The sequence below is a fragment of the Pleurocapsa sp. PCC 7327 genome (assembly GCF_000317025.1).
Classification (GTDB): domain Bacteria; phylum Cyanobacteriota; class Cyanobacteriia; order Cyanobacteriales; family Microcystaceae; genus Hydrococcus.
Genome location: NC_019689.1, coordinates 2,267,519 through 2,288,633, shown reverse-complemented (window position 1 = coordinate 2,288,633; position 21,115 = coordinate 2,267,519). Strand labels below are relative to the sequence as shown.

The following is a 21,115-nucleotide window of genomic DNA, read 5'->3' as shown; positions in this document are numbered from 1 at the left end:
GAAAAACTTATGATCGCAACAGTCCCATCTCCCAACCTGCCGACCCAATCGGAATTGCCGAATATTTGCGGTTGGGAAGCAGAAATTAATGCAGTCGTCAATCACAACGAACCGATCTTCTTACCCACAACAAACCTTCGCTTAGAAAACATTACGGCAGGATTTGCATGTGCCCTGCATATGCATCAACCCACCATTCCCGCTGGACCAAATGGCGAACTCATTAGCAATCTCCAATACATGTTCGAGCATTCCGGCGAGGGAGATAACCACAATGCGGGGGTTTTTGCCTGGTGTTATAGTCGCATGGGCGATTTCATTCCCGAACTAGTGAGTAATGGTTGCAATCCTCGCATCATGCTCGACTATTCGGGCAATCTGTTGTGGGGATTGCATCAGATGAGGCGAGAAGACATTATTAACAATCTTAAACGCATTGCTTGCGATCCCCAGTATCAACCCTATGTCGAATGGCTGGGGACGATGTGGAGTCATGCTGTCGTTCCTTCCACGCCCATTCCCGACATCAAATTACACATTCAGGCATGGCAACAGTACTTTGCTGCTATTTTTGGTTACGATGCCCTCAAGCGCGTCAAGGGCTTCTCGCCGCCAGAAATGCACCTACCCAACCATCCAGATACGCTCTACGAGTATATTAAGGCGCTTAAAGAATGCGGCTATCGTTGGCTATTGGTGCAGGAGCATTCAGTAGAACGCCTAGATGGTTCGGGGTTGCGGCATGAGGATAAATACGTTCCCAACAGCTTGATTGCCCGCAATTCCAAGGGGGAAACTATCAGCATCACGGCGTTGATTAAAACGCAAGGTTCGGATACGAAATTAGTCGCCCAGATGCAGCCCTATCACGAAGCGAAAGGACGGGGCAAGCAGCAAATTGGCAATGTAAGCGTTCCCAGTTGCGTCACTCAGATTGCCGATGGAGAAAATGGCGGCGTGATGATGAACGAATTTCCTCGCGATTTTCAACCCGTTTGGTATGAAATCAAAGATAATGGAATCAACACGGCAGGTGTTGTCGGCATCAACGGCACTGAATATATAGAACTGCTTGAAGCAGCAGGTGTCAATCCCGACGACTATCCGACTTGTCAGGCTATTGGGCAACACAAGATTTGGCAGCGAGTCGAACCGGATAAGGCTACGCCAGAAGCCGTGGAAAAGGCAATAGCACAATTGAAACAAACCGACCATCAATTCCATATGGATGGTGCCTCTTGGACAAATAATCTCAGTTGGGTTCGCGGTTATGAAAATGTTCTCGAACCAATGAATAAGTTGAGTGCCATGTTCCACGAAAAATATGACCCGTTGGTCAAGCAAGATCCCTCGGTAACGAAGCGTCCTGACTATCACGAAGCTTTGCTGTATAACCTGTTATTGCAAACCAGTTGCTTCCGTTACTGGGGACAAGGGACTTGGACGGATTATGCTCACACGCTTTACGAACGGGGCGAGGCGCTGTTGAAAGTGTAAAGAGGATCGAAATGAGCTAGGTGGGCAACGCCCACTAAATTAGCGATAGCTTGCACTTAGGGCTATTTGATTCTATTAGACAGAGAATAAATTCTCTGTCTAAGATGCTAAAGTCCGTCTTATAGGGCTTTAGATTTGGGGAATAAAAAATTTGGTGAAATTAGAAGCCTATCTTGAGAAAGAAGTTAACTAAAGTTCGGTATCTAATTGCGATCGTGTCATTAAAGGAATTAAAAAAACCTAGAATTAATCAGCCAGTTATTATAAAATTTCTTGACAAAAGCCAATCGCATTGTCAATTAAATGAACGAAAAAACGCTCGATGTTGCCGACTATATAGAACGAACGGCGCAATTGCTAGATTTATCCATTGCACCGGAATATCTTCCTGGAGTCATTGATAATATGACGAGGATTGCAGCGATCGCGACTTTGGTGACAGAATTTGAGTTACCAGAAGATCTCGAAGCCGCCCCGGTTTTTGAGCCATGAATGTGCAAACCTCCGACGCGATCGCGATCGCCACAGCAATTCGCAATGGCGAAACGACTGCCAAAGCCGTTATTGAGTCTACCCTCGATCGAATCGCCCAACGCAACTCAACCCTAAACTGTTTTACGAAGATTACTGCCGAAGCGGCAATCGCGCAAGCCGAACAGATCGACGGCGCGATCGCCCAAGGAAACGATCCCGGCATCCTTGCTGGCGTACCCTTTGCCGTGAAAAATCTCTTCGATATCGCTGGAATGACCACCCTGGCGGGTTCAAAAATCAATGCAGAAAATCCTCCCGCCAGTCGCGATGCAACTGCCGTCGCCCGACTCAAACAAGCGGGGGCTATCCTAGTGGGATCGTTAAATATGGACGAATACGCCTATGGCTTCGTCACGGAAAACGCTCACTATGGGGCGACGCACAATCCCCACGATCTGACTCGCATTGCTGGGGGATCGTCTGGCGGTTCTGCTGCCGCCGTTGCCGCAGGATTGGTTCCTATCTCTCTCGGTTCGGATACCAACGGTTCGATTCGGGTTCCCGCCGCCTTATGCGGGATCTTCGGCTTAAAACCGACCTACGGTCGTCTTTCTCGTGCGGGGACATTTTTATTTTCCGCCAGTTTGGATTGTATTGGACCGTTTGCGCGATCGCAGCGCGATATTGCTGCGGTTTTCGATATCTTGCAAGGAAGCGATCCCCGCGATCCGATTTGTACCCAACGCCCTCCCCAACCCTGCTTTCCCGAACTCGATCGCGGCATTGAAGGGTTGCGAATTGCCGTTGCCGACGGTTATTTTACTCAAGGAGCCGAACTAGAAGCAATAGAAGCCGTCGAACGGGTGGCGCAAGCGTTAGGAGTTGCCCAACGAGTAATCATACCAGAATCCCATCGCGCTAGGGCGGCGGCATATGTTATTACGGCAGTTGAAGGATCGAACTTGCATCTAAAAAATTTGCGATCGCGTCCCAGAGATTTCGATCCCGCCACAAGAGATCGCTTTTTAGCGGGTGCTTTGATTCCTGCCTCTTGGTACGTTCAAGCACAAAGATTTCGCCGCTGGTATCGCGATCGCGTTCGAGAAATTTTCGATCGCGTCGATATTATTCTCGCTCCCACTACACCTTGCGTCGCACCGCCTATCGGTCAAGAAAAAATGGTTATTGCGGGAGAAGAAATCTTAGTGCGTCCCAATTTGGGGCGTTTTACCCAACCGCTTTCGTTTATTGGTTTGCCTATCCTTTCATTTTCTATTTTGTCTGGTGGCAAGCTGCCATTAGGCGTGCAAATTGTCGCCGCACCCTACAATGAATCTGCCATACTCCGCGTTGCCGCCGCGATCGGCAATAGTTTTTTAATGTCTTCTTTACGGGAAGATTAAGCAGATCGGGCTACCCTGAAAGTGAGTTGACCCTTCAGACAAGCACGGTTTATGAATAAGCGAACCTTCGGTGTAATCGGTCTAGCGGTAATGGGTGAAAACCTCGCCCTCAACGTAGAAAGTCGCGGTTTTCCCATCGCCGTCTACAATCGTACCGCCGCCAAAACAGAGGAATTCATGGCAACGAGGGCGCAAGGTAAGGACGTTAAAGCTGCCTATTCCCTCCAAGAATTCGTACATGCCCTGGAACGCCCCCGCAAAATCTTAGTTATGGTAAAAGCGGGTGCCCCCGTCGATGCAGTCATTCAAGACCTAAAACCCTTGCTCGAAAAGGGAGATATGATTATCGATGGCGGTAACTCCCTCTACGAAGATACGGAACGACGTACCAAAGAATTAGAACCTACTGGGTTGGGATTCGTTGGGATGGGGGTTAGTGGTGGCGAAGAAGGTGCCCTGCACGGCCCTAGTTTGATGCCAGGAGGCACGGAATCCGCCTACAGAGAGTTAGAACCCATTTTGACGAAAATCGCCGCTCAAGTAGAGGATGGTCCTTGCGTCACTTATATCGGACCCGGCGGTGCGGGTCACTATGTCAAGATGGTACACAATGGCATTGAGTACGGCGATATGCAACTCATTGCCGAAGCTTACGATTTGCTCAAAAATACTCTGGGACTCAATCATCAGCAACTTCACGAGGTTTTTGCCGAGTGGAATACAACCGACGAACTCAATTCATTTTTAATTGAAATTACGGCGGATATCTTCACCTACATCGACAAAGAGACGAATTTACCGCTAGTCGATTTGATTTTAGATTCAGCCGGACAGAAAGGAACGGGACGCTGGACTGTGTTTAGTGCCCTAGAATTGGGAGTCTCCATTCCCACGATTTTTGCGGCAGTCAACGCGCGTATCATGTCTGCTTACAAAGACGAACGGGTGGCTGCCTCGAAGGAACTGACTGGTCCTACGGGCAAATACGATGGGGATACTAAGTCATTTATCAACAAAATACGGGACGCTCTTTATTGCTCAAAGATGTGTTCTTATGCTCAGGGAATGGCATTGATTGCTAAAGCATCGGCTGAGTTTAACTACAATATCAATTTGTCTGAATGTGCCCGGATTTGGAAGGGAGGGTGTATTATTCGGGCTGGATTCCTGAAAAAGATTCAAACTGCCTTCAATGAGAATCCAAGCTTGCCCAATCTTCTTCTAGCGCCTGAATTTAAGCAAACTATTTTAGATCGGCAAGAAGCATGGCGAGAAGTTCTTTGTATCGCTAATAAGCTAGGAATTGCAGTTCCAGCATTTAGTGCTTCTTTAGATTATTTTGACAGCTATCGACGCGATCGCCTGCCACAAAATCTTACCCAAGCGCAACGAGATTATTTCGGTGCCCACACTTACGAACGCATCGATAGACCGAGGGGCGAGTTTTTCCATACGGAATGGACTGCTAAGTAGCGTTTAATGCTGGGGTGGGCATTGCCCGCCCAAATCATTTAACGATCGGATTTTTGATTCTACGCCGTTTCCAATAAAAATAAACATAAAGCAACGCTAAAATCTGCAAAGGTGCGATCGCAATATAATTTCTGAGCCAAACATTAATTTCCCAATTGGATAAACTGCTAAAATATGCCAGCCCAAATAAAGCTAATAATATTGTTAGCGTTAGCTTTTTTGGTTTTAAATTAAGCATAACAACTTAGAACCAGCCTTTCTTATTAGCTATATACATATTGTAAAATTCTTCATCGGTTTTAGTTAAGTAAACAATCCCTTCAACTAATCCAATAATTCCCATGACACCTGAAGCAATCCCACAAGTAAGTAATCCACCTACTAAAGTCACTACTAGCATAATTGCGCCTTCAGTAGAATATCCAAGAATAAACTTATGAACGCCAAAATAGCCTAAAAGAATACCACAGATGCCAGCAGCAATTTTCTTACTATTGGCTTCACTAGAATTAGGTTGTGTCATCTTCGGTAATTTCCTCTGAAATTCTATATCAATTTTACTCGAACATTGCAAATTATCTTTAATATCTTAGCGATGTCGCAGTCGATAAAAATTCAAATAAATTAAGGCAAAGCCAGCCTGTAGAGCAAGCAGCAACCCATAAGCTTTTATAAAAATATTCATTTCTACTAGCGAAAAGGTTTCGCATGCTGTCATGCTAAACAAAAAGAGTAGAATAATATAAACCAAGTTTCTAGAGATTTTTCTAGTTTTCATTTTCTTTGGCAAGCATATTTTTAGTAAATTAATTTACCTAGCGGAGAATGATAAAAGCCATAGGCTAGTTCTCCAGATTTTAATAGATTGTGAATGCGAATTAAATGGTAGATTAAAAACAGGAAAAGAAATAATAATTGGATTTTTTTATGTTTAATCAGCTTGCTGAAGGGAGTTATGACTTTTCGTTTGCTCAAAAGTTCTAAGAAAAGATGAATTGTAGCGATCGCAAATCCTAGAAATAAGAAAATCCCAAAGATATGGTAATCCAAAGCTTTATCGATATGCCCCGTCGCGATCGCGATAAAAGAACGAGTCATTCCACATCCAGGACAGGGAATTCCTGTTAAAGCTTTGAAGGGACAAAATAAAGGCGATGATTGCTCCGTATAGCCATAATAGTAAGCTCCCACCAGAGGTGATGCAAATAAAACTAACTCGATCGCGCGAACTCGCAAGGCATGAGGAGATAGAGAAGAAGCAGAAAACTTTAGCATAAATATTTCATTAAATCTGAGCTATAGTATAACCACGTCTAAAGCTTTCTGGTAAAAAAAACTAAATATTGCTTTAGTTTTGCGCTGTTTTTGGGGGATTTAGGGAATTTTAGAAGCGACGGGACCGATCGAGTGAAAGGGAAAAGATACGATAGAGCGCGACTACCTCTCAACCAGCTAATCTTAATAACCCATACAAATATCCCAGTTGATAGGCGAGGGAACATCTTAGATCGAAGAATTCATTCTCATTTTTTTGTGCCCTCAGCAACCACATCTTTTTGAGCAGTGGCAGTATCTCATTTCTAAGATGCGATCGCGCTTTTTTCAAACGCACCGATAGAGGCAGTTTAATTTGGTATAGCAATGCCGTCGATATAGATACCCCGTTCCAGTACTGTCTTTTAATATGCCAATCCTTAACCAGCCGAGAAGCATGTATGTGATGTCTGACAGCAACGGCAGGATGGTAATAAAGCCGATAGCCATTATTTTTTAAGCGATCGTGCAACAGGGATTCTTCGCACGACAGGAGATTGCTACCTTTGCGACCTAGATTAACATCAAAGCCCTTCATTTGTTGGAGCAGATGTTTGGGATAAGCCACGTTAGCACCTGCCAGCCAGCGATCGCTTTCTAAGAAGATAGGGGTTTCCGACCAATCTAATATCGTCAATCCTTGCGCTAATCCCTCTGATAGCCAAGAAGGTCGAGGTGCTTCCCAAATAGGCTCGATCTTGCCGCCAACAGCACCTGGTTTAGGGTTAACCGTGGCAAAGACTTCGAGAATTTTTTCCAACCATTGGGGATAGGCGATCGCATCGTCATCTAAATAGGCAACATATTCTCCCCGCGCATTTTGCCAACCTGTATTGCGAGCTTGTGAAAGTCCTTGAATGGGTTCGTAGATATAGCGGAGATTGGAAACGTGGGAAAACTCCTCGGTGACAACTCTCTTAGTATCGTCTGTCGAACGGTTATCTATAATTAAGATTTCGTAGCAACTGGGATCGAGAGTCTGCGCGATCGAGCTTTGGATTGCCTTGCGCAAATATGAGGCACGATTGAAGGTACAAATAATGGCAGAAATTTGAATGGTTATGCCTGCTACCATAATTTGAGCGATTTGCGTTCAACTCAAAGGATACCAATTCTTTGTAAAAATGCTTTGAAAGGATTTATCTTTCTAGCAACTTCTGGCTCTGAAAACCCTGTCAAAGGTCGCTTGTTAATTTCTTGGTCGAGCCATCCCATCGCTCTAGCATCGCTTGTTTTTTCAAAAACGATACATTTACCAATTTCAGCAATTTTTTTATAAGATGGCTCAAGCAATAAAAAATCGCTCAATATTTTGACAGAGTTAATTTGAGTATCATCGACAAGAAGTTTGCCGCCAGCTTTTAAAAATAAGTCTATAAAATGCCAATCTACTATAGGAAAAGGAAAACTATGACTTCCATCGATTAGCGCGACATCGATTGATTCTGATGATTTTGATAGTGCTAGTTTTGCCAATCCGCGATCCGAAGAATCTTCAATAAAGTATAAATTATCGCAAGTGTAACCGCGATCGCGCAACCAATCTTTTACTAACTGATTAGCAGTTATATCTGGATTGACGCAAATATGCTCTTTAGCATTAGTGGCAAATACAACGGTAGAATAGCCTCCACCAGTTTCCAGAGTGACATAATCTGGTTTGACGATAGATGCAATATAATTCAAAACATCTTTGCCAATCGTATAAAACGTTCGAGAAAATTCTTGTGTCTCTGTAGTACCTCGTTTAAAGAAAAAATTCTCAGCATTTGGAACTTCTTGAGTCAAGCTTTTTAAATGAAACATTGGCTGCTCTCTCTCAAGTAATTCAATTACATTAGTTTCCATGGATTTTTCCTCTTTATATACCAATATTTCCCAGTCACCAATAACCATTTACCTTAAATCAACCTCATAATTGGCAAGCTCACATAGCTTCTGATAAATTTTCATCGTTTTTTTAGGAACGGATTTATCCGAAAATGAGCGGCGAATATTAGGATTGGGAAAAGAGCGATCGACCGATGCTCCCGTAAAAGTTTCTAATCTATTTAAACCTTCTGGAGAAACAGCTTGATTGTAGTGAATAAATAGCCATTCTCCCTCATGAGAGTGTTTTTCTAAAATATGCTCGTACATGAGCGTCCACATTTCTAAAGCTTGTTGCCAAGATAGTCTTATCCCCGTTATTTCGTGGCATAAATGATCGACGCTGCTGCATTCTTTCAAAATACTCAAGACAGTACTAGCCGGATCGCGAAATACGCAAATAAACGCAGTATCTTTTAGATAAGGCTTCCATACAGGAAGCGTGTAAGAAAAGCGGGGGTCTTTTAGGCAGTAAGGCTCTTTTTTTGTAATTTTCTGGATTCGCTCTATAATTTGAGGAGAAGAGGGAATCTCAGTCTTTACGGGCACGCAAGCTAGCCACCGATGCCATTTGAGAGGGCGATTGCGAAAGAAAGCTCGTTCGGGGATGTGTAGGCGCAGCCTTCTAATTTTTATTGCGGGGATATGCAACCGCTTGGGAATGACTGGCTCTAGAATATCTTCATTGATTTCATTGATTTCTACGTCTTCAAAAAAACCCTTGGGATTGGCATTGCGGGTGGGCCAAAAATCTTCTCCCATAAAGTAGCCCGCTTGAGATAGGGTTCCCGCTACCATACTGGTGCCGCTTCGCCCAGAGCCTAATATAACAACGTTACGCATAGTTCGTCGATTTTTTTATATTGGGAATCATGAATACTTAGCCACAACTATACTGCGATCTTTCTTTTTCGGATAAACATTAACACTATGGTTGCTACAGAACCACTCAAAACACCCATAAAGAAAGAAACAAGAACAATAGAGCGTGTAGAAAATTTATCTAATATCCTAGTTCTTCTAGGAGATTTCTCTTTGTCTCGACTTGCCTGTAAGTATTTAGGCGACCAAACTTTAGGAATTACAAAACCTGGCGGCATTTCAGTAGAATTATTCAATATAGGAGATTTTGCCTCTTTTTTATGAGCTTCTACTCGCTTTTGTAGTTCTAGAACTTTTTCTGGTTCGGAATAAGCGAGATTGCGAGTTTCCAATGGGTCGTTTTTAAGATTGAATAGTTCTGCGATACCGTAATAGGGTGAGGGTGAAGTGCTATTGAGAACTAGCTTATAATTCTCCTTAACTAAGGCGGCCTTAAACCATGGCGGCGAGGCAAGTGCTTGGTATTGTATTAAGACCTCATCCCGTCGAGTCGAACCAGTAGCGATAGATTCTAGGATATCTACTCCATCGAGTTGATTTTGAGAACTTTCCTTAACCCCAGCTAACTTAGCTAAAGTAGGATATAAATCGACTACCGAGAAAACTTGCTCGATGACTTGACCGCCTTTTAATTGAGCTGGAAAGGAAATTATGGTTGGAACTCGAACTCCTCCGTCGTATAAAGTACCTTTTTGACCTCTCAAAGGACGATTATCACCTCTAGTCCAGGGTTGGTCGCTTCCTCCGCCATTATCGCTAGTAAAAAACAGTAGGGTATTGTCCCAGACTTGTTTTTCTTTAAGGGCTGCAACAATTCTACCGACTGCTTCATCCATCGATTGCACTTGAGCGGCAAAAATTCTCCGCCCTTCATCTTGGATATTGGCATAATTTTTAATGTCTTTTTCTTTAGCCTGTAAAGGAGCGTGAGGAGCGTTGAAAGAAACATAAAGGAATAAGGGAGATTTGTTATAATCGCAGTCGCGAATCAACTTGACAGCTTCTTGAGCAAGTAAATCTGTTGCGTACCCTTCTTCCTCGACAGGTTGTTCGTTTCGATGCCAATCCAACCCGCCTTGTATCCCTGCATCTAATTGGTGAGTAAAGTAATCGATACTGCCGCAATAATGCCCGTAATGATAATCAAATCCTCTGCGAGTTGGTAAGTATTCTTCTTTGTAGTGACCGAGATGCCATTTCCCGACAATCGCTGTATAGTAACCTGCTTCTTTTAAGGTTTGAGCGATTGTTTTTTCTTCGAGAGGCAAACCAACTTTATCCCAGGGCCATATGACACCAGATGACATTCCATAACGAGAAGGATGCCTTCCTGTCATGAGTGCAGCACGAGTTGGAGTACACGAGCTAGTGACATAAAATCTATCCAGTCTCGTAGAAGATTCGGCTAATTTGTCTAGATTGGGAGTTTTAATTTCAGAGTTATGATAACCTACGTCATTCCAGCCCAAATCATCCGCCATGATGATTACGATATTTGGTTTTTGGGCGGCTGCTCGAACGCCATCCGATACAAAAAAGTTACTATAAATAGCTGCGATCGCTACACTAATAAATGTAATAATTCCAACAATAAGTTTTTTGTTAAGAAAAATATGAGCGCTCATAAGAACAATTGACTTATTCCAGAAGTGTTGAAAGAAAGCTTAAGACAAGAAAAAAGGGGTCAGAAAATAGTATTCTAACCCCTATCAAATAAAAAATTCTGTCTGATGCTATCGTCGTTTCCCAATATTGTCAAATCGCTTGTCAAGGGCCTGTCGCCGACTGACTACCCAGTTTTGAACACCCGCTTGTTCTTTGAAATCTGGCTGACGTTTGTGCTCGATGCCAGCTTGACGAGCCTGCGAGCTCTATTTTATCGGCTCAATCATGCTGGTTCCAAAGCTTGTAAAACTCGGCAAAGGGAGAATTTTTGCCGCATCTACTTGGACTTACGCCAACGCTTAAGGCGACGGCACCCCCTCACCGCACAGAACAGATGCTCATTCCGATTGATTCGACGGTGATTAGTTTAACCAGCAAGTTATTTTGGGAGCAGGAAGATCGTCAAGTTAAATTGCTCAATGGCATCAATTTAGAGCAGGGCAATCCGACGGAATGTTTGATTCATTTTGGGCAAGGACATGATGCTCGATTGGCCGAAACCGTGAATAGTATGATTCCCGAGAACGGCGTTGGAGTAATGGCTCGAGGCTTTGCAAGTTGGGATTTCTTGGATGAACTGAGTGCCACTCAAACGCGCTTCGTCGTGCGGCTCAAAAACAACATGAAAACCGAACTCGACCATCAACGGTATCGCGTCGTTTGGTTTGGTGAGCTGGAGAGTCGAAGTAAGTTTCGCTTGGCGACAAATTTAGATGAGATGACCAATGAAGAGATTGGTGAAATCTATCGTAACCGATGGTACATTGAGCTTCTGTGGAAGTTCTTGAAAATGCATCTCAAACTCGACCGCTTGATTGGTAAAAGCGTTAACGGAGTGATGATTCAAATCTATGTGGTACTGATTGCATATTTGCTTCTATAAGTTTCGCTATTTACAATTGGAATTCAGTCGTCGTTGTTCCATCGTGCACTGGAGCTATGATTTCCTCCCAGAGGCACTTGTCCATTGAAGTGTTCGCTGAAATATGAAGTTTTATATCTGGATTCAACACTTCTGTATTTTAAGCAACTTCTTTTTCTCTCCTCTCTCTACCCTTGCGCCTCTTCTTATAATAGGAGAGAGAGGTAAGATTCGTTCATTTTTTATTGATTAATATTTTTTTGAGTTTTTTTAGCGATCGCTCAAAAAGTTTCCAGGAAAAATGAATGGTATTCTGTGGTTTGAATTTACGTCGTTCGAGCTTTTTGAGTTCTAACATCATTACTTCAAAATTTTTCTCTTGATTATGACCTTGCAACCACTGAATGTACTCGGCATAACGAGTAAAAACTAAATTAGTAGCGATTTCTGCTAATTGTTTATTTTTTTCTACATTACTTTCATTGTGGGCTTCATCCCAAAAACTAATATTCACTCTAGAACCCGCTCCGTGATGATAGATTAAGTCGCCATATATACCTCCCATTAGACGATGAAAATTATTCTTATTACTTCTGCATAGCTTAAACATTTTTAAGTTTAATTCTTTGGCTTTTTCCGTCAAAACCGAAAGGGTATCGTGTATTTCTGTCTTTGTGTTAGGCGCAATAAAATCTAGTCTTAAGTTATTACTCTCAATGAAGTCTACCGTAGTACACAGACAACTTGCATGGATATAAGGAGTGATGGCTTTCTTTAATTCATCTCGCCAAACCCCTGCCAAAACAACTTCATTATCTAATGAAGATATCAGCTTTGTTAGCCAACCATCTTGAATAGGATGGGCATCGCTATCCATCGCAACAACATATTTATATTTAGGTCGATCTTGAAGGGCTAATTCATAAAGTCTCTGAAGTGGCACTGCATGGACGTGTGCAAGGCATTCTTCAGGATTAGCTTGAATTAACGTAACCAAGGGAATACTTTTGAGAAAGTTTACGACAGCAGTATCTTCAAGATTATTGTTCCATACGTAAATGTGATAATCCGACCATTTAGTATGTTCGAGAATTTTATTAATACACAATTCGATCCATTTACCCTGTTTTGGATCTTTGCCGCCGTTGACAATTAATATAGCTGCTCGTTCTGTCATAACAAATTCCCTAGAAAGTTTCGATTAATTTTGAGATATTAATTCAATTTATTCGAGTAAAATTTTGTCACTGCGGCTTTACTCCTCTCATTTGCATATCTCTGTTCCATGAGGTACCGAGTCTCCACGTCTGCTTGATAGGATGCTGCTGAACCTCGACAAAACCAACAGCCGATAATTCTGCTCCCAAGGTTTCAGGAGTCCAGCCCCACTTATGTATCATGCCGTATCCTTGCTCTGCGACTAAAGCAGGGTAGGAAAAAATTCCTGCCATAGCTAAATCAACACCATCCTTGGGATTGAAATGCTTGCCAATTTCTTGAGCGCATACTGCTAGGTTTGGCAATTCTATAACGACCGTACCGCCAGGTTGAAGAATGCGAAACCATTCTTTTAGAGACTCTCTCGCTTCGTGAAGCTGAAGATGTTCAAAAAAATGGTAAGACTCAATAATTTCTGCGCAATTGTCTGGAAATAAAGTTAAATTTTTTGAGTCCATAATTAAATCGGCTTTTGATTCGGGATAAGCATCGATATTGACGTATCCTGGAAAGTAATCGTCTCCGCAACCGAGATGAATTTTAAGTGGTTTTCCAGAAGCTAGGATTTTCTTTAAGCGATCGCGCTGATACAATTGAGAGGTCAATCGATGGCTAACCAATAATTTTTTGGGGTTGAAAGAATGACTTAGATCGGCAGCCAAATTCTTAAGTTTTTGGTCAAAATAGAGTTTAAATTTCTTGATATTTAACCCCATTGAAAACCCTCCATTCACCTTCTATTAGTACGGGGGCATATCCATATTGTTTGCCAACCACTCTAAACTTTTTGATATTGTCATATCTGCACAGCACTTCTCCTAGATTTTCAGAATTAATAGTGATAGCTATTGAATAAATTCCTGGATTGAAATTAAGCTTACCTAAATTTAGCACCACTCTCATTCTTTCTCCCGTGTTAGCTATTTCCACTCCACTAAATGACGAAATACATTGAGCCACGTGCTGTAGTTCCTGACTCATAATGGCAACAGCTATCGTAGGAGACTTAACAGTTGTATCTATTGTGGTATCGATATAAATTGAAAGCTCATCTAAATAATTAATCGACTCAATATCTTTTTTGCCATTACTTTCAAGTTCGATTTGATGAATAACTGCCCGACCGCTTCCTGAAAAACTACTTTCTTCACCTTCAAAAAAAGTATAAAAAAGATCGATTCCTTTAGGTACATTCTTGCCTTGAAATTCGCACTTACCGCGATTCATTACCATAATGTCGGAACAAACTCTCGATACCTGTGGCATCGTGTGGGTTACTAAAATCACGGCTGCATTTTTAATCATTTTATAAATAGCATTAAAACATTTAGCCCGAAATCCAACGTCACCAACGGCGAGAACCTCATCGAGAAGCAAGACATCTGGCTCCATCTGCGCCGCTACGGCAAACCCTAGCCGCACTCTCATTCCAGAACTATAATTAATTACGGGAGTGTCTATAAATTCCTTTAATTCGGAAAATTCTATAATCGCATCCAGTTTGCGATCGATTTCTGCTTTGGTAAAACCTAAAATCGCTCCTCTGCTGTAGATATTTTCCCGTCCTGTGAGAATTGGGTTAAATCCAGCCGATAGTTCGATTAACGCGCCTACTCGTCCCCGTAGCTCGATTCTTCCTCTATCCGGCTTGAGCAAGCCATTAAGCATTTTTAATAGGGTACTTTTTCCAGCTCCGTTGGGCCCGATTAGTCCCAGACATTCGCCTCGGCGCAACTCAAAGGAAACATTATCGACCGACCAAAACTCATCTGGACGTAGTTCGGCGTTGTGTCTGCGTCCCGCCAGGACTTCGGATGCAATATCTTGAAGTCCATACCATAAGGAGCGTTTTAAATCGCGACAGTATTTTTTTGAGACGTTTTCTACTTTAATTAATATCTCGTCATCCATAGTTTTTGTCTTTTTCCTCGCCGTTTAATTTTTTATAGGGTTACTTTTAAGACATGGCTGCCCTTTCAACAATAAACGGCATTGCCAAACGATAAAACGTCCATCCCAGGCAAAAACTAATAATCGCGATCGCGCTGGCTACCCAGAATCCGATCGGATAGGAAATATTACCTGTCGTAGCTAATTCTCTGGTTGTGACCAATAAAGGCGTAACGGGGTTCAATTTTACCAAAGTTGCCCAATGTCCCCCACGAGGAAGGGCAAAAATGACTGGGGTTACAAAAAACCAAATCCGAGTGATAAACGTCATCGCTTTGTTAACATCTGAATACAGAGACGAGAGCGGTCCTAAAATCAAGCCAATTGCCGTTCCGAACATAACCAAATGAATCAAAGCGACAGGTGCCAAAATAACGCTCCAACTCACTTGAAGCTGACCTTGGAGCTGATAGACGATAAATAAAATAACGACTAATATTAACTGAACGCTAAAGTTAAAGAATGTCTGCCCTAATTTAGCCACAACAAATGCTTCTGCTGGTACTCTAATTTGGGATAGCATCGATTTTGCCGCTTTGACAGCTCCCATAGAATTGTTCATAGAGTCGGTAAACATTTGCCATAAAGTCATGCTAAAGAGCACGTATAGCGGATAGGGAATGTCTGTTTTTCCCAAGTTAACAATTCGGTTATTTTGAAGTAGAGATAGTCCTAGTGCCGTTATAAGCGGCGGGATAAATGCCCAGAGAATACCTAAAACTGACTGGCGATATTGGGCGCTAATATCTCGAATTAACAACTGCCATGCTAAGTCCCGCGAAACTAACAGGTCGTACCACATTTCTTTAAACAATTTGCCGGGACTTCTCAGACGACTTTCAGGAGCGTAAACGATGACGGGCAAGTCTTTTCTTGATTGTTGCACGGGTTTCAATACTTTATCTCCCTTAGCATATAGCTGTTTTGACTGTTGCATTTTTAATTTTTACCATCATAGCGATCGCATTTCTAAAAATCTACCCGTTCCTGGTAACTTCACTCAATCTTTATTCAATTGCGGATTGAAAGCGCAAAACCGAAAAAAGTTAGACGAGCGAGCGAGTGATGAAAACTGTTTTTTCGGTCTTCATATTTTCGATTTTTTGTACTTTTTACTCTAAAAAAGACCATTGAGAAAAGGTAGCCGCTTGACCTAATACACGATTTTGAAAATCTGTCAAGTTCCAAACGATCGCGCCTCCGATTAAAAAACGCCGTCCCGTCTTAGAAATCCGGATCCCGCGATAATCATTGATAAATCCTTGTTGGGCTGCCAGAGCAAGCATTCGTTCTCTCTCCTCTCGATCGATGGGTTCTGCGGTCAGCCGCGAGGGAGTAGCAATGAAGTCTTGCCAGCTCGTTTCCCATAACGTTAGCGCCATTTGATTGCCGTAGTTGAGAATGGGATCGCTCTCCGTTCCGTGGGAGACGACAACAAAAGGAGCCAAAAAAAGTGCCTTGGCTTGTTCTAGGCGATCGCCTTTTCTTTCCATTAATGGCTTCTTTAGCAGTTTCTCATAGCTGTTCAACAGAATTTGACTCCAAGAAATAATCTCAGGTTGCTGCCAAACGTCTTTAGAATTAGTCATTGGTCATCATCGGTCATTTGTCCTTTGTCTTTTAATTTTGGATTTTGGAATCCCCCCTTTATCCCCCCTTGATAAGGGGGGTTGGGGGGATTAGATTTTGGATTGGGGGTTAGTTAGTGGTTAGTAGTTTGTCTTCTTCCCAGTCTCCCGCTCCTCCCACACTTCCCATACTCCCTCTCTCCGCTCAATTTCGCTGCCAGACCTTAATTTTACCGTCTGCGCTACCGGCTGCTAAGAACTGACCGTCAGCACTAATGGCAAGGGAACAAACGGGGGTGAGGCGAGAAGTCGAATCGTCGGAGATCGCGATCGCGTCTACAGCTTCCATACTATTGGGATGCCAGGTTTTGATCGTTCCATCCGCACCGCTACTAAATAGGGTCAGTCCGTCGGGACTGAAGGCGAGAGATTTGACTTGTCCGACGTGGGCATGGAGAATCCGAATCGGCAGGGGAGGTTGCGGCAGTTGCTGAGACCCCGACAAGCCGGGTTCTAGCTGCCATAGTTTAATCTGACCGTCAATGCATCCAGCTGCTAGCACTCGTCCGTCCGGGCTGATGGATAAAGATTCTACAGAAGAGATATTTCCAGTCAGCCAGCACAATTCTTCACCAGTTTCCAGTTGCCAGAGGGTAACCCGACCGTCACCCCCTCCACTGGCAATTATTTGAGCCGATTCGTTAACTGCGATGGCATAAATTGCCCCGGAATCATCGTAGGAACTTTTGAGCATTTTTCCGGTTGTGAGATCCCATTGCTTGACAGTTTGGTCATAGCTACCACTGATGAGAATTCGGCGTTTGGCAGCTACGGCAAGCGCGTGAATCGACCCCGAATGGTCGGTCAAGGTTCGCTCTAAGCGAAGATTAATCTTGCCTTCCTCTTCTGGCACAAGCGACCAGATTTTGATCGCGCGATCAAAACTACCCGTTGCTAATTGATAGTGCCCGACTCGATCTTCATCTTCGTTTTCGATAAAGATAACGGCAAGTATGGCTTGAGAATGCCCGACAGTCGGAGCAAGCGAGCGTCCCGTAGCAAGCTCCCACAATTTAATCGTTCGATCCCAGCTAGCGCTAGCAAGAAACCGACCATCAGAACCGATCGCGAGGGAGACGACCGCTTCTGCATGAGCGTTTAGGGTATGGATGCAAGTCCAGTTTGATAGGTAAGTTGTGGGTGGGGATGAAAACCGAGGGAGGACGAGGGAAAAGGAAGGCGAGGGTGGAGAAGCTGTTGGTTGCTCGTTAGCCAGAGAGGGGATTTGTTGTCTTAGTTGCTCGTAGGATTTTTCTAGTTGCTCGATCCGCTCAGGTAAGGTATGGCTGTTGAGGTAGCAGGCGATGCTATCGATCGCTCGCTCTAAACCGAGCAAGCTTTCTTGAAACGCGGTCAAACTACCGGCGTTTGTTGGGGTTGTGGAAGTGGTGCGAGTCGCGTTTCTTTCTCGTTCGGCTATGGCTTGTATTTCCTCGAATAGCTGTTGCTGGAGTTGCTTGATCGTTCCTGAGAGGCGTTTGCGGCTTAGGTGTTGAAAGCGCAGACGATTGATGAGATTTAACACCAGCGCAATCGAGAGACAGATCGCCAGAAAAAATAGGTTTCCCGTTGCGATCGCGACCGATAAACCGATTAAAGTCATAGCAACTGCTAGATATTCGGCAATTTCTAGCCAGTGATGTTGCTTCAGTAGCATATTTTCATATGACTTTCAGATACCTAAAATTATTCTGGCAATATAGAAGTAAATCAACACCCCTAAAACGTCAACGGCTGTGGTGATAAACGGAGCCGACATCAAAGCGGGATCTAAACCGAGAGAGTGAAATAGGAAAGGCAGAGCCGAACCCGAAATCGAGGCAAGAATCGCGATCGCTACTAGGCTAACGCCGACCGACACGGCGACGAAAACATTTCCCTGCAACCCGTATGCCCAGAGCGTTGCAATCGTTCCCAAAATTAGCCCTAACAGTCCTCCTGCCAGTGCCTCGCGAAAAATTACCTGACCCATTCCCAAATCCCGAATCTCCTCGGTATTTAAGCCGCGAATGACCACGGTTGAAGACTGTGCGCCTACGTTGCCCCCAGTTCCCACCAGCAGGGGAATAAAGGCTGCCAGAATCGCCATTCTTTCTAGAACGGACCCCTGAGACTTGATGATCGTTCCCGTCACCGTGTTGGTGATTAATAACACAAACAGCCAGACAACGCGCTTGCGGGCAACGGTAATCAGATTGGTTTGGAAATAGTTATCGCCATCCGATTGCAAGCCTCCCAAGGCATAAATGTCCTCGGTAGCTTCCTGTTCTAAAATATCGATTACGTCATCTACCGTGACTACGCCTACCAAACGTTGTTCGCGATCGACCACTGGTAAAGCCAGCAGGTCGTATCGTTGAATCATTCGGGCGACTTCTTCTTGGTCGGTATCCGTGTGGACGAACACCACATCGCGCGTCATAATTTCGCCGAGGGTTTTCTCTGGGGAGGCAATGACGAGATCTCTGAGCGAGACAATTCCGGTCAGGTGTCGAGAGGCATCGGTAACGTAGAGATAATAGACGATTTCGGAAGTCTTTGCTAAGCTGCGAATTCGCTCTAAGGTTTGAGCGACGGTTAAGGTTTCTTTGAGGGAGATATACTCTGGGGTCATGATGCGCCCTGCTGTCGCTTCCCCATAGCCCAACAGCAAGGCAGTTGCTTGGCGTTCTCCCGGACTGAGTTGCGAGAGCAAGCGACGCACGATTTTGGCGGGCAACTCGTCAAACAATCGCACGCGATCGTCGGGAGACATTTTGTCTACAATATCTAAAACTTCCTGATGCTTGAACTGCTGAACCAATGACTGTTGAACTGCTGAGTCTAAATGTTCGTAAACGGCGATTGCTTCATCTTTTGCCAGCAAGCGAAAGGCAATCACCTGCATCGACTCCGGCAACCCTTCGATTGCCTCGGCAATATCGACGGGTTGCACGGGGATTAACAGGGCTTTAGCTCCTTCGAGGTTGTCTTGTTCTAGCAAAAGTTGCAGTTGGCTGCGAACTAACTGTCGCAACTCGCTACGAGAACCAGCTTGAATCGCACTAATTTCCTCAGTCAAGCTCACAACCCTTCCTTCCTTACCCCAAGGACAGGCCTCAGTTTAACAAAACGCTCCTGCTGCTCATTCTATCTAAGGTTGCGTTTTGTAACAGTATCTCCGCTATTATCTGCACCAAATTGTCAGGTTATTTTAAGGCAATTATTTAAGAGTAAGGGGTATGAAATTGCAATATCTAAATTGTTTTTGCTTACTTAGAACTACAGAATTTGACGAGAAACCATTTTTTCAACATTAGCCTGAGTTTCTTGCAAAAGCTTTTCTCGGCTATCGCTAGCTTGAGTCAGGCTTGGAACTAAATTTCGTGCTTGTAAAGCCATGTGAAGCTGTAGTTGTGCTACATACTCACTGATATCTTCACGAAAAATTTCGGTGTTAGCGGGAACGACGCGCAGTGTCAAAGTGTCCTCCTTACCTCAATTTATCTAACTATCTGCCACCCAAAAAATTATCATGACCGCCCTCACTATTTATCCATTCGCCTCAAAAGTTTACATATTTCTCAACAGAGCGTAATATTTTGTCTCATTGAGAACGCAACGATTGCTTGACAGAAACGACGAGGAGAGAAAAGTAGGAGAGTTTTAGAGAAGGACGATCGCGCAGATCGGTGTAAATAAGGCGATCGGGAAACGTTGCTCGTTCGACGACCCAAGCGCGATCGAGCAAATCGCGCTGCTGCAAAACTTGCCAAACGCGATCGTAAACCGAACTCACCTTCATCAACACCACCACGTCCGCCCACTCCAAAACGGCTTCTAACTCTTGGACGGTATAAAGGGCAGGTAATACGACCAAGCGATCGCTGCGGACGGTTATAGGCATTCCCACCTCAGCCGCCGCTGCCATAGGAGAGCAAACTCCGGGAACTCTCTCGATAACGGCTTCTGGATGAAGCTCTACTAAAGTTTGTGCTAAATAAGTAAACGTACTATAAAAACTGATATCGCCTTCACAGACAAAAGCTACGTCATGACCCAGCTTCAGATGCTGCCAAACCCGTTTGGCTGCTTCCTGCCAAGCTTGCTGCAATACTGCCTCATCCTGAACGTAGGGAAAATGCAACGCTAACTTCTGCTGGTTTGCCTTCAGCCAAGGAGAGGCAATTTGTTCGGCGATGCCCAGCTTGCTGCCCAGCCCGGTCGGAAAAGCGACGACTGAAACTTTTTGTAGCAAGCGCAATCCTTTGACCGTAATTAATTCCGGGTCGCCCGTTCCCAAACTAATCCCATAGAGAATTCCGATTTGCACGGTTGTCCTAGCTTAAAAATATCATTACCGAGTTATTTTACCGAGCTACTTTGCCAGAAGCCTCGAATCCCGAAGCTTTTATACCTTTTTTGCTTGGGGCGCTGCTCGGACGACTCTGCTTGCATAGGGCGCAGCGGCTAGCGTCTCTTGGCAGCTAGTCTCAATCTTCTACTTGATAGCGTGCTAGCTGTCTAATTTGCTCGACGGGTAGGTCGAGTTTTTTCGCAATTCCTGCTTCAACGCGATCTAACTCCGTCGTTGATAATTCAAACTCTTGCTTTTGAAAAACCCTGGTTGCTTGCTTGACTTTAACCAGAGAAACGCCTAAGTTTTGCTTAATCTTTACGTGAATCAATAGCACTGAATCTGATGAGGGTCGAACGTTGCGAGCAATTCTCAGTTCGCCCATCGTCGGTTGAGGACGACTCAAATTGCGATCGCTAATCGAGCCAGTCACCAGCCAGAATCCCAGTCCGAGAAGCGGTAAAGGCAGCCAAAACTCCAATCCTAAAGAACCCAAAAATTCAAGCCATTGAGGTCTGCGCATTAAAACCCTAGTCAATCAGAA

At 44.0% G+C, this 21,115-nt stretch carries 20 protein-coding genes and 1 pseudogene; 5 read left to right on the top strand and 16 right to left on the bottom strand.

The features are described 5' to 3' along the window. Nucleotides 1-9 precede the first annotated feature (9 nt). The 4 genes from PLE7327_RS10240 to gnd all read left to right on the top strand — a co-directional run bounded on the left by PLE7327_RS10240 (nucleotide 10) and on the right by gnd (nucleotide 4,847). Nucleotides 10-1,497: a glycosyl hydrolase family 57 gene (locus tag PLE7327_RS10240; RefSeq protein WP_041392033.1), complete on the top strand. Its 1,488-nt coding sequence runs from the start codon at nucleotides 10-12 to the stop codon at nucleotides 1,495-1,497. A 303-nt stretch (nucleotides 1,498-1,800) separates the two neighbouring features. Next, nucleotides 1,801-1,989: a DUF4089 domain-containing protein gene (locus tag PLE7327_RS10235; RefSeq protein ID WP_015143761.1), complete on the top strand. Its 189-nt coding sequence runs from the start codon at nucleotides 1,801-1,803 to the stop codon at nucleotides 1,987-1,989. Next, complete coding sequence (locus tag PLE7327_RS10230) at nucleotides 1,986-3,374, top strand: AtzE family amidohydrolase (RefSeq protein ID WP_015143760.1); 1,389 nt, start codon at nucleotides 1,986-1,988, stop codon at nucleotides 3,372-3,374. The genes PLE7327_RS10235 and PLE7327_RS10230 overlap by 4 nt, the downstream gene beginning before the upstream one ends. A 51-nt stretch (nucleotides 3,375-3,425) precedes the next feature. Continuing rightward, entirely contained in the window at nucleotides 3,426-4,847 is a 1,422-nt protein-coding gene (gene gnd / locus PLE7327_RS10225; protein ID WP_015143759.1) for a decarboxylating NADP(+)-dependent phosphogluconate dehydrogenase, read from the top strand. 244 nt (nucleotides 4,848-5,091) lie between these two features. On the opposite strand, the gene PLE7327_RS10215 is transcribed toward gnd, so the two are convergent. The 6 genes from PLE7327_RS10215 to PLE7327_RS10185 form a co-directional block, all read right to left on the bottom strand. After that, nucleotides 5,092-5,370, bottom strand: a complete 279-nt coding sequence (locus tag PLE7327_RS10215; protein ID WP_015143757.1) for a TM2 domain-containing protein — start codon at nucleotides 5,368-5,370, stop codon at nucleotides 5,092-5,094. A gap of 275 nt (nucleotides 5,371-5,645) precedes the next feature. After that, nucleotides 5,646-6,122, bottom strand: coding sequence for a DUF2752 domain-containing protein (locus PLE7327_RS10205; protein WP_015143755.1), 477 nt, complete (start codon nucleotides 6,120-6,122; stop codon nucleotides 5,646-5,648). A 169-nt stretch (nucleotides 6,123-6,291) separates the two neighbouring features. After that, nucleotides 6,292-7,236 (bottom strand): glycosyltransferase, encoded by a 945-nt coding sequence (locus tag PLE7327_RS10200; RefSeq protein WP_015143754.1) that lies wholly within the window; start codon nucleotides 7,234-7,236, stop codon nucleotides 6,292-6,294. A gap of 23 nt (nucleotides 7,237-7,259) precedes the next feature. After that, nucleotides 7,260-8,057, bottom strand: a complete 798-nt coding sequence (locus PLE7327_RS10195) for a class I SAM-dependent methyltransferase (protein WP_015143753.1) — start codon at nucleotides 8,055-8,057, stop codon at nucleotides 7,260-7,262. Continuing rightward, nucleotides 8,058-8,873, bottom strand: a complete 816-nt coding sequence (locus PLE7327_RS10190) for a sulfotransferase (RefSeq protein ID WP_015143752.1) — start codon at nucleotides 8,871-8,873, stop codon at nucleotides 8,058-8,060. A gap of 47 nt (nucleotides 8,874-8,920) precedes the next feature. Next, on the bottom strand, nucleotides 8,921-10,537 hold the full coding sequence (locus PLE7327_RS10185) for an arylsulfatase (RefSeq protein WP_015143751.1): 1,617 nt from the start codon (nucleotides 10,535-10,537) through the stop codon (nucleotides 8,921-8,923). 102 nt (nucleotides 10,538-10,639) lie between these two features. Between PLE7327_RS10185 and PLE7327_RS23355 the strand changes: the two are divergent. Further along, nucleotides 10,640-11,548, top strand: a pseudogene (locus PLE7327_RS23355) (transposase). Between the two features lie 126 nt (nucleotides 11,549-11,674). On the opposite strand, the gene PLE7327_RS10175 reads toward PLE7327_RS23355, so the two are convergent. The 10 genes from PLE7327_RS10175 to PLE7327_RS10130 form a co-directional block, all read right to left on the bottom strand. Then, entirely contained in the window at nucleotides 11,675-12,616 is a 942-nt protein-coding gene (locus tag PLE7327_RS10175) for a hypothetical protein (RefSeq protein ID WP_015143750.1), read from the bottom strand. Between the two features lie 67 nt (nucleotides 12,617-12,683). Beyond that, nucleotides 12,684-13,373 (bottom strand): methyltransferase domain-containing protein, encoded by a 690-nt coding sequence (locus tag PLE7327_RS10170; RefSeq protein WP_015143749.1) that lies wholly within the window; start codon nucleotides 13,371-13,373, stop codon nucleotides 12,684-12,686. Further along, nucleotides 13,348-14,568 carry an ABC transporter ATP-binding protein gene (locus tag PLE7327_RS10165; RefSeq protein WP_015143748.1) on the bottom strand — a complete coding sequence of 407 codons (1,221 nt, stop codon included), beginning with the start codon at nucleotides 14,566-14,568 and terminating at the stop codon, nucleotides 13,348-13,350. The genes PLE7327_RS10170 and PLE7327_RS10165 overlap by 26 nt, the downstream gene beginning before the upstream one ends. Nucleotides 14,569-14,614: 46 nt before the next feature. Further along, nucleotides 14,615-15,544 (bottom strand): ABC transporter permease, encoded by a 930-nt coding sequence (locus tag PLE7327_RS10160; RefSeq protein ID WP_015143747.1) that lies wholly within the window; start codon nucleotides 15,542-15,544, stop codon nucleotides 14,615-14,617. 175 nt (nucleotides 15,545-15,719) lie between these two features. After that, nucleotides 15,720-16,196: an MEKHLA domain-containing protein gene (locus tag PLE7327_RS10155; protein ID WP_015143746.1), complete on the bottom strand. Its 477-nt coding sequence runs from the start codon at nucleotides 16,194-16,196 to the stop codon at nucleotides 15,720-15,722. 184 nt (nucleotides 16,197-16,380) lie between these two features. Then, a complete protein-coding gene (locus PLE7327_RS10150) occupies nucleotides 16,381-17,892 on the bottom strand; it encodes a WD40 repeat domain-containing protein (RefSeq protein ID WP_015143745.1) in 1,512 nt (503 codons plus the stop codon). A 15-nt stretch (nucleotides 17,893-17,907) separates the two neighbouring features. Next, the gene (mgtE, locus tag PLE7327_RS10145) at nucleotides 17,908-19,302 is read right to left on the bottom strand and encodes a magnesium transporter (RefSeq protein ID WP_015143744.1); all 1,395 of its coding nucleotides are present in this window, start codon (nucleotides 19,300-19,302) and stop codon (nucleotides 17,908-17,910) included. Nucleotides 19,303-19,496: 194 nt separating this feature from the next. After that, nucleotides 19,497-19,697 carry a hypothetical protein gene (locus PLE7327_RS10140; RefSeq protein ID WP_015143743.1) on the bottom strand — a complete coding sequence of 67 codons (201 nt, stop codon included), beginning with the start codon at nucleotides 19,695-19,697 and terminating at the stop codon, nucleotides 19,497-19,499. Between the two features lie 124 nt (nucleotides 19,698-19,821). Further along, nucleotides 19,822-20,547, bottom strand: a complete 726-nt coding sequence (locus tag PLE7327_RS10135) for a precorrin-2 C(20)-methyltransferase (RefSeq protein ID WP_015143742.1) — start codon at nucleotides 20,545-20,547, stop codon at nucleotides 19,822-19,824. Nucleotides 20,548-20,707: 160 nt separating this feature from the next. Beyond that, nucleotides 20,708-21,094, bottom strand: coding sequence for a hypothetical protein (locus PLE7327_RS10130; protein ID WP_015143741.1), 387 nt, complete (start codon nucleotides 21,092-21,094; stop codon nucleotides 20,708-20,710). Nucleotides 21,095-21,115 lie beyond the last annotated feature (21 nt).